The 10769-nt window shown below is 35.7% G+C and carries 15 protein-coding genes; 10 read left to right on the top strand and 5 right to left on the bottom strand.

All coding sequences use genetic code 11. The features are described from left to right. The first annotated feature begins 10 nt into the window (after nt 1-10). From rpmD to rplQ, 10 genes are all read left to right on the top strand, one after another. Complete coding sequence (gene rpmD, locus HXN26_RS07085; protein ID WP_025000456.1) at nt 11-187, top strand: 50S ribosomal protein L30; 177 nt, start codon at nt 11-13, stop codon at nt 185-187. A gap of 24 nt (nt 188-211) precedes the next feature. Next, nucleotides 212-658 (top strand): 50S ribosomal protein L15, encoded by a 447-nt coding sequence (gene rplO, locus HXN26_RS07090; RefSeq protein WP_273159964.1) that lies wholly within the window; start codon nt 212-214, stop codon nt 656-658. A gap of 4 nt (nt 659-662) precedes the next feature. Next, a complete protein-coding gene (gene secY, locus HXN26_RS07095; protein ID WP_025000458.1) occupies nt 663-2003 on the top strand; it encodes a preprotein translocase subunit SecY in 1341 nt (446 codons plus the stop codon). Between the two features lie 198 nt (nt 2004-2201). Further along, entirely contained in the window at nt 2202-2420 is a 219-nt protein-coding gene (gene infA / locus HXN26_RS07100) for a translation initiation factor IF-1 (protein ID WP_004352768.1), read from the top strand. A gap of 13 nt (nt 2421-2433) precedes the next feature. Continuing rightward, nucleotides 2434-2550: a 50S ribosomal protein L36 gene (gene rpmJ, locus HXN26_RS07105; RefSeq protein WP_004335771.1), complete on the top strand. Its 117-nt coding sequence runs from the start codon at nt 2434-2436 to the stop codon at nt 2548-2550. 91 nt (nt 2551-2641) lie between these two features. Continuing rightward, nucleotides 2642-3022, top strand: coding sequence for a 30S ribosomal protein S13 (gene rpsM, locus HXN26_RS07110; RefSeq protein WP_025000459.1), 381 nt, complete (start codon nt 2642-2644; stop codon nt 3020-3022). 80 nt (nt 3023-3102) lie between these two features. Next, nucleotides 3103-3492: a 30S ribosomal protein S11 gene (gene rpsK / locus HXN26_RS07115; RefSeq protein WP_025000460.1), complete on the top strand. Its 390-nt coding sequence runs from the start codon at nt 3103-3105 to the stop codon at nt 3490-3492. Nucleotides 3493-3530: 38 nt separating this feature from the next. Further along, nucleotides 3531-4139 (top strand): 30S ribosomal protein S4, encoded by a 609-nt coding sequence (gene rpsD, locus HXN26_RS07120; protein ID WP_025000461.1) that lies wholly within the window; start codon nt 3531-3533, stop codon nt 4137-4139. 14 nt (nt 4140-4153) lie between these two features. Then, entirely contained in the window at nt 4154-5152 is a 999-nt protein-coding gene (locus HXN26_RS07125) for a DNA-directed RNA polymerase subunit alpha (protein ID WP_025000462.1), read from the top strand. Nucleotides 5153-5228: 76 nt separating this feature from the next. Further along, nucleotides 5229-5726: a 50S ribosomal protein L17 gene (gene rplQ, locus HXN26_RS07130; RefSeq protein ID WP_115082877.1), complete on the top strand. Its 498-nt coding sequence runs from the start codon at nt 5229-5231 to the stop codon at nt 5724-5726. 528 nt (nt 5727-6254) lie between these two features. Here rplQ and HXN26_RS07135 read toward each other — a convergent pair. The 5 genes from HXN26_RS07135 to HXN26_RS07155 all read right to left on the bottom strand — a co-directional run bounded on the left by HXN26_RS07135 (nt 6255) and on the right by HXN26_RS07155 (nt 10378). Further along, nucleotides 6255-6797 (bottom strand): hypothetical protein, encoded by a 543-nt coding sequence (locus HXN26_RS07135; protein ID WP_273160051.1) that lies wholly within the window; start codon nt 6795-6797, stop codon nt 6255-6257. A 104-nt stretch (nt 6798-6901) separates the two neighbouring features. Continuing rightward, nucleotides 6902-8398, bottom strand: a complete 1497-nt coding sequence (locus tag HXN26_RS07140) for a hypothetical protein (protein ID WP_273160053.1) — start codon at nt 8396-8398, stop codon at nt 6902-6904. 19 nt (nt 8399-8417) lie between these two features. Then, complete coding sequence (locus tag HXN26_RS07145) at nt 8418-9116, bottom strand: DUF6939 family protein (protein WP_273160055.1); 699 nt, start codon at nt 9114-9116, stop codon at nt 8418-8420. 2 nt (nt 9117-9118) lie between these two features. Continuing rightward, nucleotides 9119-9679 (bottom strand): DUF4433 domain-containing protein, encoded by a 561-nt coding sequence (locus tag HXN26_RS07150; RefSeq protein WP_337954481.1) that lies wholly within the window; start codon nt 9677-9679, stop codon nt 9119-9121. A 171-nt stretch (nt 9680-9850) separates the two neighbouring features. Beyond that, nucleotides 9851-10378, bottom strand: coding sequence for a hypothetical protein (locus HXN26_RS07155; protein WP_273160057.1), 528 nt, complete (start codon nt 10376-10378; stop codon nt 9851-9853). Nucleotides 10379-10769: the final 391 nt, after the last annotated feature.

Below are 10769 nucleotides of genomic sequence, written 5' to 3' on the forward strand. Positions count from 1 at the left end.
AGGTAAAATAATGGCAACAATAAAAGTTAAGCAAATTAAGAGCCGTATTAACGCTCCTAAAGACCAAAAGGCCACATTATTGGCTCTTGGACTTCGTAAAATTTCGCAAGTTGTAGAAGTAGAAGATACTCCAAGCATTCGTGGAATGATTAAGAAGGTACATCATTTGGTATCAGTAATTGATTAATAAATCCTTTAAAGACAATAAGGTATGAAATTAAATAATTTGAAACCAGCAGCGGGCTCAACCCACTCTCGTCGTCGTATTGGTCGTGGTACAGGATCTGGACTAGGCGGTACGTCTACCCGTGGTCATAAGGGTGCAAAATCTCGTTCTGGTTATAAGAGAAAGATTGGTTTTGAAGGTGGTCAGATGCCTCTTCAGCGCCGTGTTCCAAAGGGTGGTTTCAAGAATATTAACCATAAGGTATACTTTGCTGTAAACTTATCTACTCTTCAAGAACTTGTTGAAAAAAAGAATCTTACTAAGATCGGATTAACTGAATTGGTAGAAGCTGGTTTGACAAATGGTAAGGAACTTGTCAAGATTCTTGGTAATGGAGAATTAAAGACGAAGGTAGATGTTGAAGCAAATGCCTTCTCAAAGACTGCTGAAGAAGCAATCAAGGCAGTAGGTGGTAACACAACTATAATCTAAGTAAATGAAAAAGTTTATTGAGACACTGAAGAACTGTTGGAAAATCGAGGATTTGCGTAAGCGACTCCTCGTGACCATCTTGTTCACAGCCATTTACCGTTTTGGCTCTTTTATTGTACTTCCTGGAGTTAATCCAAAATTGTTAGAACAACTTCAGTCACAAACAGCTGGCGGTCTTATGTCATTGTTGGATATGTTCTCTGGTGGTGCATTCTCTAAAGCATCAATTTTTGCTTTAGGAATTATGCCTTATATTTCAGCTTCAATCGTAATGCAGCTCTTAGCTGTGGCAGTGCCATATTTCCAAAAGATGCAGCGTGAAGGTGAGAGTGGACATAAAAAGATTAATTGGTACACACGTCTGTTAACAATATTTATTTTATTTTTCCAGGCCCCTGCGTATTTGATTAACTTGAAGACTCAGGCTACCGGTGCTTTAGCATCAGGTGTGAGTTGGACTGTCTTCATGGTATCTGCCTCAATAATCTTGGCTGCTGGGTCTATGTTTATCTTGTGGCTCGGTGAGCGCATTACTGATAAAGGAGTAGGCAATGGTATCTCTATCATCATTATGGTTGGTATCATCGCACGTCTTCCACAAGCTTTTTTCCAAGAAGTTACTAGCCGTTTTACGGCAATTACTAGTGGTGGTCTTGTGATGTTTATTGCTGAGATAATCATTCTTTACTTGGTTATGTGTGCAGCTATTCTCCTTACACAGGGAACGCGTAAGATACCAGTACAGTATGCTAAAAAAGTTGTTGGGAATAAACAATATGGCGGTGCGCGTCAATATATACCTCTGAAGTTATTTGCCGCTAACGTTATGCCTATTATTTTTGCACAAGCTTTAATGTTCATTCCATTGGCCATTGTTCAGTACTCTACTGATAGCGCTAGTCCTGTACTTCAATCTTTGATGGATACAAAGAGTTTGTTGTATAATGTAATCTATGTTATTTTAATTGTAGCATTTACTTACTTCTATACTGCGATTACTCTTAATCCTACTCAAATGGCTGAGGACATGAAACGAAATAATGGTTTTATTCCTGGAGTTAAGCCTGGCAAAAATACTGCAGATTATATTGATACTGTAATGACTCGACTTACAGGTCCTGGCTCTATTTTCATTGCTTTTATTGCAATTATGCCAGCTTTGGCAGGCTTACTGAATGTGCAAGATTCATTTGGTCAGTTCTTTGGTGGAACTTCATTATTGATTCTAGTTGGTGTGGTAATTGATACCTTACAGCAAATAGAATCTCACTTGATGATGCGTCACTATGATGGCCTTTTGAACTCTGGTCATACTAGAGGCAATGGAACTGTTGCAGCATATTAAATCTTTTTCTTAGAAAGTGGAAAATATTTCTTTAGAAAGAAGATAAAATACAAATATGGTTGGTCAATTATATTGTTGAGTAATCCCACAAATAATTGACCACCTCATTTTCATCGTATTTACATACAAGTTCAGCGGTGATAATTATTTTATTTTCATATGAAGCAGTATAACATAATCTAGACAAGTTTTTTAATTATGGCAAAACAAACCGCTATCGAACAAGATGGAACTATTTTAGAAGCTCTTTCTAATGCTATGTTCCGTGTAGAGTTAGAAAATGGTGTTGATATTACAGCACATATTTCTGGCAAGATGAGAATGCATTATATCAAAATTCTCCCTGGAGACAAGGTGAAGGTTGAGATGAGTCCATACGACTTGACAAAAGGCAGAATAGTTTTCAGATACAAATAATAAAATAATAAAAATGAAGACAAGAGCATCATTAAAGAAACGTACAGCTGATTGTAAGATAGTTCGTCGTAAAGGTCGTCTGTTCGTTATTAATAAGAAAAACCCTAAGTTTAAATTGCGTCAGGGTTAATGTTAAAAAAGCATAAACTTATTGTTGCTTAATATATAATGAGTAACTTTGCAAAGTTTATCGTAAACAAAATTTTAATTTATTAAAATCAATGGCAATAAGAATTGTTGGAGTAGATTTGCCCCAAGAAAAGCGTGGCGAAATCGCATTGACTTATATTTATGGTATAGGTCGAAGTAGTTCAGCAAAGATATTGGATAAAGCAGGTATCAACCGCGACCTCAAGGTTAGCGAGTGGTCTGATGACCAAGCTGCTAAAATCCGTGAAATTATCGGTGCTGAATTCAAAGTTGAAGGTGATCTTCGTTCAGAGATCCAAATGAACATTAAGCGCCTCATGGACATAGGTTGCTATCGTGGAGTTAGACATCGTAATGGTCTTCCTGTTCGCGGTCAGAGTACTAAAAATAATGCTCGCACTCGTAAGGGAAAGAAGAAGACTGTTGCTAATAAGAAGAAGGCTACTAAGTAAAATTTAGTTGAGAGTTAAAAGTTTTGCTCATTTTATGGGTTTAACTTAAATACTTAAAACTTTTATACTAAAAGAAAATTATGGCAAAAAAATCAGCAACATCTAAGAAAAGAAACGTAAGAGTTGATGCATTAGGTCAGCTCCACGTACATAGTTCATTTAATAATATTATTGTATCTTTGGCAAACAATGAAGGTCAAGTTATTTCATGGTCTTCAGCTGGTAAGATGGGATTCCGTGGTTCAAAAAAGAATACACCTTATGCTGCACAGATGGCAGCAGAAGATTGTGCTAAAGTAGCTTTCGACCTCGGTCTGCGCAAAGTAAAGGCGTATGTTAAAGGTCCAGGTAATGGTCGTGAAAGTGCTATCCGCGCTGTCAATACAGTAGGTATTCAAGTTACAGAGATTGTCGATGTAACTCCATTACCACACAATGGTTGCCGTCCTCCAAAACGTCGTCGTGTATAATCACATCTTTTTAACAATTTAAAGAATCAAATTTAATTATGGCAAGATACATAGGTCCAAAATCTAGAATCGCACGCCGCTTTGGTGAGCCAATCTTCGGCGCAGATAAAGTGTTAGCTAAGAGAAATTTCCCTCCAGGTCAACACGGTAATAATCGTCGTCGTAAGGTTTCTGAGTATGGTGCTCAGTTGGCAGAAAAGCAAAAGGCTAAATATACATATGGTGTTTTGGAGCGTCAATTCCGCAATCTGTTTGATCATGCAGCTAAGGCAAGTGGTATTACAGGTGAGGTTCTTTTGCAGAGTCTTGAGAGTCGTCTCGACAACGTAGTTTATCGTCTTGGTCTTGCACCTACCCGTGCAGCTGCTCGTCAGTTGGTTAGTCACAAGCATATTGTTGTAAATGGTAAAGTTGTAAATATTGCTTCTTACGCAGTAAAAGCTGGCGATATCGTAGGTGTTCGTGAAAGAGCTAAATCTCTTGAAATTATTGAAGCAGCTTTGGCTGGTTTCAATCATAGCAAGTATCCTTGGATTGAATGGGACGAAAACAGCAAGAGTGGTAAGTTTCTTCATCAGCCAGATCGTGCAGATATTCCAGAGAACATTAAAGAGCAGTTAATCGTTGAGTTGTACTCTAAACAATAAAAATCATTAAATTAATGGCGATATTAGCATTTCAAAAACCTGATAAAGTAGTGATGCTGGAGGCTAACGACCAGTTCGGTAAATTCGAATTTCGTCCGCTAGAGCCTGGCTTCGGAATTACCATTGGTAACTCTTTGCGCCGCATACTTCTTTCGTCATTAGAAGGTTATGCTATCAACACTATCCGTATAGCTGGTGTTGAGCATGAGTTTTCTACAGTTCCTGGCGTTAAGGAAGATGTTACTAACATCATTTTGAATCTCAAACAAGTTCGATTCAAGCAAGTAGTAGAAGAATTCGAGAATGAGAAAGTTAGTATCACAGTAGAGAATTCAACAGAATTCAAAGCAGGTGATATTGGTAAGTATCTGACTGGATTTGAAGTGTTAAATCCTGATTTGGTGATTTGTCATTTAGACTCAAAAGCAACAATGCAGATTGATTTGACTATCAACAAGGGACGTGGTTACGTTTCTGCTGAAGAGAATCGTGAATTCTGCACTGATGTAAATGTACTACCAATCGATTCAATCTACACCCCAATACGCAACGTAAAATATTCAGTTGAGCCATATCGTGTTGAGCAAAAGACCGACTATGATAAACTTGTTATTGAAGTTGCAACAGATGGTTCTATTCACCCAAAGGAAGCGCTTAAAGAAGCAGCTAAAATCCTTATTTATCACTTTATGTTGTTCTCAGACGAGAAGATAATGTTAGAGAATCCTGATCAGGAGGGCAACCAAGAATTTGATGAGGAAGTATTGCACATGCGTCAGTTACTTAAGACTAAGTTAACTGATTCTACTCTCAACCTTAGTGTTCGTGCACTCAATTGCCTGAAGGCAGCTGATGTTGAAACACTCGGTGATCTTGTACAATACAATAAGACTGATCTCTTAAAGTTCCGCAACTTTGGTAAGAAATCGCTTTCTGAGCTTGATGATTTGCTCGAGAGTCTGAATCTTACGTTTGGAACCGACATTACAAAGTATAAATTGGACAGAGAATAAATTTACTGTACGACATAGATCCTAAGCTGGTTTTGTCCACAGAAATTCATTTTGGTCCTCAATAAGAAAATTTAAAATGAGACATAATAAGAAATTCAACCATTTGGGTCGTACTGCTAGTCATCGTAGTGCTATGCTTTCTAATATGGCAGTATCTTTGATTAAGCACAAAAGAATCACTACGACCCTTGCAAAGGCTAAAGCTTTAAAGAAGTTTGTTGAGCCTTTAATTACACGTTCTAAGAATGATACTACAAATTCACGTCGTGTTGTATTCCGTTATTTACAAGACAAAGAAGCTGTAAGCGAATTGTTCAAAGAAATTTCTGTTAAGATTGGTGATCGTCCAGGCGGTTATACTCGTGTAATAAAGCTCGGTTTCCGTAAAGGTGATGCAGCTCCTATAGCTTTTATAGAGTTGGTTGATTATGATGAGAATATGGCTAAGGCGCCTAAAGCAGAAGTTAAGAAGACACGCCGTAGCCGTCGTTCTACAAAAAAGGTTGAGACAGAAAATCCTTCAATTGAAACACCTTCAACAGAGGAGCCTTCAGAAGAAGGAAAGGCTGAATAATCTTTGTAAATTATATCTTTATAATATAAACAGATATGTTCGTATGGGCATATCTGTTTTTTTATGGTACAGTCTTAAAAAAGTGTGAAGCCCCTACTTTTCTTATCTTTGTATTTGTAAATATTACTGTCCGGTAAAAATAAACTGAAAGCTCTATAACGTTTTCTATCAAATATTTGGAGCATGTTCATATTTTTAGTACTTTTGAACCCAAGAAACACAAGAACGTGTTTCGACAGCAGTATCCACGTGTACTCTCAAAATACTCTATTGTGGCTACAATTTGGCTACACAGAAAAGAAGAAAGTTTATAAAGAACTATGATACAAGGAGATACAAGGAATATTCATTTTCCTCTCTCTCCGCAATAAACGCTGAAAATCAGCAAATTGTGAAATAAACACCCAATTTTACACCCGAGAATGTAGAATTGGGTGTTTTTGCATTATTTAAGATTAGCTTTATTGCAGTTATATAAAGGTAATCAAATGGGGTTTAGTATACTATCATTTGACTACCTTTTTTGATTTATTCTATGATGCCGGGTTTGGGGATTATGTGAATAACGAATCGTTGGTTATCTTTATTCCCTCTAATATCAGGTTGAACTCTAAATTTACTTGATTGTCCACTTCCTGAAATTAGAACCTCACAATTGCCAAGTGAATCGAACTCAATACCATTACTTGACCAGAATTTGATTAAGGCTAATGCTCTTTCATAGCTAAGCTCATAATTTCTTGTATAATAATCTTTTGATGATTGTCCTTCTATGATAAGCATATATTGAGCTTCTGGAATTTTGCTTTTGGCACTATTCATAAAATGGGCGATTGCCAGACCTGCTTTAAGTAATTTATCAAGTTGCTCTTGCTCTATATCATAAATATTAGAACTATAGGTATTAAAAGATACTTCAATGTCTTTTAATGTATGCCTCTTAAATTGCTCATCGTATGTGAAATACTTATTATCTATCTCTTTAATAGAGTTATTTAGTTCTTCGATTTTTCTGAGCTGTTCTTCTTTAGCATTTACCTCTTTATCTAATTGGTCATTAATGCCTTTCATTTTAACAACGCACACTATAAATAGAACAAGCATAATAAAAAACAAGCTTGTCATGAGGTCAGAATAACTTAACCAGAAAGTGTTACTTCTGTTTCTTGGCATAATTACTTTTCTTCTTTTAAGTCCTTAATAGATTTTGTCATTGTTTCTATTGCCTTAAGAATAGATTTGTTCAACTCTATGCTCTCAAGTTGAGCGTTATGATAATCTGTTCTAAGGTTTAAGATTTCGCCTTTCATATCCTTATAACATTCCGCTTGAACTTGCGTATATTGTATCATTGTATCAAGCACTTCTTTCAATTTATCAAATGTATCAAAGAACTCTTTATTATTAGCCACAAAATTTTGTATATGTTCTGTTGAAGCCGTAAGTTGGGTAGATAAGCTTTCAGATACTTGCTTCCCTTCAGATATAAACAAATCAAATTCCTTTCTCCAAATATCCCTTGCTTCTGCTCCTGTTGGAAAATGAGTCGTTATGGCTTCTTGAAATTCTCGTTGAAGTTCTGTTGTCTTGTTTTGATTACTGACCACCACAGACAATCCTGTAGAAAAGTCCTTGAACTTATCAATGATTGTTTGAGTTTGATTAACAATACCTGATACATTTGCTATGGTAGAATTAAGTTGTTCTTGATAAGATTTGAAAACATTTAAAGAAGCGGCAGAATCTTTTAACTGCATAAATGTTGCAGCTATTTTATTAGCCGTTTGCGTAAGGCTCAGTTTATTTATTTCGGCTAAGACAAGATGCTGTTTTTCAAGATTGTCATTCAATAATTCTGCCGAATTAGCATACGCATCAAGATTACGTCCGAACTTGTCCACAAAATGTCCAAGCACACCTTTTAATGAATTTAGACTTGAAGCCATACTATTTGATAATAACGGCATCAACTCTCTTCTTAAAAAGTTCATGTATTCTTCTTTGCCCTCATTGGATTTGGCTACAGCAGATTTATATGATATAGCGCTATTATATACAGTAAAGCCCAATCCCAGTAAACTTGCGCACATGGCTGCTATAATACCATACAAAAGGTGCTGCAATCCACTTAAATTATCAGTTTCGCCAAAAATCTGATTGAAATCAACCCCTATCAGCCCCGTAATTATACCAACGAATGTGCCTGCTAAACCTAAATAGAGAGGAACGTTAAGGCTATTATGTATTTCATCTTCTAATGCTCCTTTTTGACTATCACAAATATCTTCAAGTATTCCCAAATCTGCGCTTGTTCCAGTGTTTTTGCACAAATATTCATTAGTGCGATAAATAATCAATCCTAATTTCCCATAGATATTTCTGTTTTGAGGAACTATCAACGACAAATCTGTATATTCATCACCGCTATCATCTTCATCGCTATAACGGGAAGGTATGTTCTGCAAGAACTTCTGTAATGAGGACTTATTTTGCAAGATACCAGATGTTATCGATGTTTCTTTGAGAGACAAATTATCAACATCTTTAAATAGACCTTCCAATTCTGAAATTTTTTTCTTTGTTTTAAGAAAGCTATAGATTTGGGCTGCAATAACAATCAAGACAACTATTATAGCAACAATCAAGCCGATATATTCATGTAAATTATTCATTGTCATTATATTTTTTTGATTATTTGATTTCGTCGAACAAATTGTTGGTTTGTTCCTTTCTCTTTTCTTTCGCTTTTTTCTTTAACTCTTTCTTAAATTCTTTTTCTCTGATTTTTTTCTCTTCTATTTCCTCCTTGTTCATAGGCTTGTAATTATCCATATTATCAGGATATTTACCCTCTATATATAATTTTACCAAGCCAGCATGAGACATAGGTTTTGAAATATCACGAAAATCTATATTTGTATTATAGTCAAGTAAGACTATATCTTGAATTTTGCTTTGTTCCTTTATTCTCTCTACAACATGGTGGACTTCTAGCACATTATCTAACACCCATTTATAGGTAGGAAGATAAATGAGCATTCTTGCTTCAAAATACCCCAACAATTCTTTGCTGTATGCACCCTTACTGTGTCCTTTGGGTGCACCATATTTCCGTACCGTTCTTTTCAAATCACGCATGGTGTCATTCTTAAATGTTGCAAAATCAACGCCTACACCTTCAAAGACCTTTAACCCTTGCCACACAGCTTCAACACAAGTTGCCTTTAATCCGTCAGTAAAAGGAATAGGAATGTTCCCATGAGGATAAAATGGACTCAGAATCTTTGCATACCGAGTCTCTGAGTTAGAAGTGATATCCAAGATTACAGCGTCTGGATATTCTTCTTTTATCTTCTCCAATTTTCGTTTCCTACTTTCTATGTATATCATAATCAAAAAGTATCAAGGTTTATAATATATTTCTTGGGAATGAATGTCATGACCATTACTTCCGCTTGGAAATACGGTCGTTCATTTTCGTCTAAATCAAAATGTTTATGTGCCTTAACGGTGGAAAAATGTATTTTCTTAAAATCTTCCAAGGATTTGCCTATATTAGGTGTTCGTTTCGTAGTTGTAGCATTCATGTCTGCATACATTGTATGCTGCAAATATACCACACTTGGATCTATCCTTAGAATGACAGGATTACTAATTCTCCCATCTTTCATGGCAACATACATCATAGGATGTTCTGTTGTGAAGCTCAAACGAACATAGTCTTGTAAATTCCGCATCTCATCCAAATTACGGCTTAAATTCCCGCCTCCGGGATTCGGTATGTCGATTTTATGCTTTTCACAATAACTCCAAGACAATAACCCTCCATGCCGTTTTATGGATGGAATATTCCTTCTATCTGTAAAATGATACAAATAGCGGATACCATTATTTTCCAATACTTGCTTGAATGCAAGCCAATTTTCTTTGCGTTCAGCAGACAACGATTCCAATCTTTGCCTTTCCGCTTGTTCGGCTTGTTCTTTTTTTCGGGCTTCTTCCGCAAGTCTATTTGCTTCCTGCTGTCGCCGTATTAGTTCTTCTGTTATCCTTTTTTCATTCTCTACCTTTTCCTTTTTTTCTCTTTCTCTTTTCTTACGTTCTTCTTCCTCTTTACGTTTTTGCTATTCGGCTAACTTAACAAATCTTTCATGTTCTAATTCTTTTTCTAATCCAGATAATGATTTTTGTATATTCGCGTATTGTTTTATTATAATCGAATCTTTTGTACGCACTATTTCATGCGTAATTTCATCCATTATTTGCTTTGCCTCTTGACACTTTCGCTGCGCAATAAGGATTTCAAGTTTATCCAATAATAATTTTGCCTTTTCCTCTCGTTCTTTTAATTCATATGCCTCTTTTCTTAATCTTTCATCTTTTAAAGCTTGGAGAGAAGGTATATTCTCAAATTTATGCGGTGAAAAGACACGAGTTTGTAATTCATCTTTTTGGGGAGGAATATTTAAAACATACCAATCAGTTGATGATTGTTTAAGTTTGTCCCTATTTTGCTTTACACGTTCTTTTCTTTTGTCAAATTCATCACAAAGCGATTTAGGTGCAGATGGCTTGAGTTCACCATTTGAAAGGATTTCAGTTGGTGAACTATCATATAATCCAAACAGTTTTTTAAGCCATTTAAAAATCATACTATATACCTTTTAACACGAAGCGTGGAACTGTATGCCACACTCTACTTGAAGATCGTAGGAAACCTTGGATACAGATGTAACAATAGCAGCCCACTCTATAGTGTGAGAACCACTATGCTATCCTTGTATCCAATTTGAAAATTTCCTACGTTTTCAAGTACAAGATAAGCATAACGCCTCTTATTTTTTCAACGATGTCATTGTGTCTCTGAAGAAACACGCTACAAAATTAACATTTTTATTTATTATTAGGCAATAAATGTGAATAAAATTAGAAACAATGTTGTTATTACAACAAGATAAGTTTATCATAGTTAAATAGTCCTCCCTTAAAAACCTAATATTCCTCTGATTCATAGTATATTATCCTGTAAATTATTTGTTTATA

This window comes from Prevotella aurantiaca (genome assembly GCF_015262605.1).
Taxonomy (GTDB): Bacteria; Bacteroidota; Bacteroidia; order Bacteroidales; family Bacteroidaceae; genus Prevotella; species Prevotella aurantiaca.

What these genes read in the sequence shown, in the direction of transcription:
- rpmD (WP_025000456.1), top strand. Translation starts at nt 11, where the DNA reads ATGGCAACAATAAAAGTTAAGCAAATTAAGAGCCGTATTAACGCTCCT.
- rplO (WP_273159964.1), top strand. Translation starts at nt 212, where the DNA reads ATGAAATTAAATAATTTGAAACCAGCAGCGGGCTCAACCCACTCTCGT.
- secY (WP_025000458.1), top strand. Translation starts at nt 663, where the DNA reads ATGAAAAAGTTTATTGAGACACTGAAGAACTGTTGGAAAATCGAGGAT.
- infA (WP_004352768.1), top strand. Translation starts at nt 2,202, where the DNA reads ATGGCAAAACAAACCGCTATCGAACAAGATGGAACTATTTTAGAAGCT.
- rpmJ (WP_004335771.1), top strand. Translation starts at nt 2,434, where the DNA reads ATGAAGACAAGAGCATCATTAAAGAAACGTACAGCTGATTGTAAGATA.
- rpsM (WP_025000459.1), top strand. Translation starts at nt 2,642, where the DNA reads ATGGCAATAAGAATTGTTGGAGTAGATTTGCCCCAAGAAAAGCGTGGC.
- rpsK (WP_025000460.1), top strand. Translation starts at nt 3,103, where the DNA reads ATGGCAAAAAAATCAGCAACATCTAAGAAAAGAAACGTAAGAGTTGAT.
- rpsD (WP_025000461.1), top strand. Translation starts at nt 3,531, where the DNA reads ATGGCAAGATACATAGGTCCAAAATCTAGAATCGCACGCCGCTTTGGT.
- HXN26_RS07125 (WP_025000462.1), top strand. Translation starts at nt 4,154, where the DNA reads ATGGCGATATTAGCATTTCAAAAACCTGATAAAGTAGTGATGCTGGAG.
- rplQ (WP_115082877.1), top strand. Translation starts at nt 5,229, where the DNA reads ATGAGACATAATAAGAAATTCAACCATTTGGGTCGTACTGCTAGTCAT.
- HXN26_RS07135 (WP_273160051.1), bottom strand. Translation starts at nt 6,797, where the DNA reads ATGAAAGGCATTAATGACCAATTAGATAAAGAGGTAAATGCTAAAGAA.
- HXN26_RS07140 (WP_273160053.1), bottom strand. Translation starts at nt 8,398, where the DNA reads ATGAATAATTTACATGAATATATCGGCTTGATTGTTGCTATAATAGTT.
- HXN26_RS07145 (WP_273160055.1), bottom strand. Translation starts at nt 9,116, where the DNA reads ATGATATACATAGAAAGTAGGAAACGAAAATTGGAGAAGATAAAAGAA.
- HXN26_RS07155 (WP_273160057.1), bottom strand. Translation starts at nt 10,378, where the DNA reads ATGATTTTTAAATGGCTTAAAAAACTGTTTGGATTATATGATAGTTCA.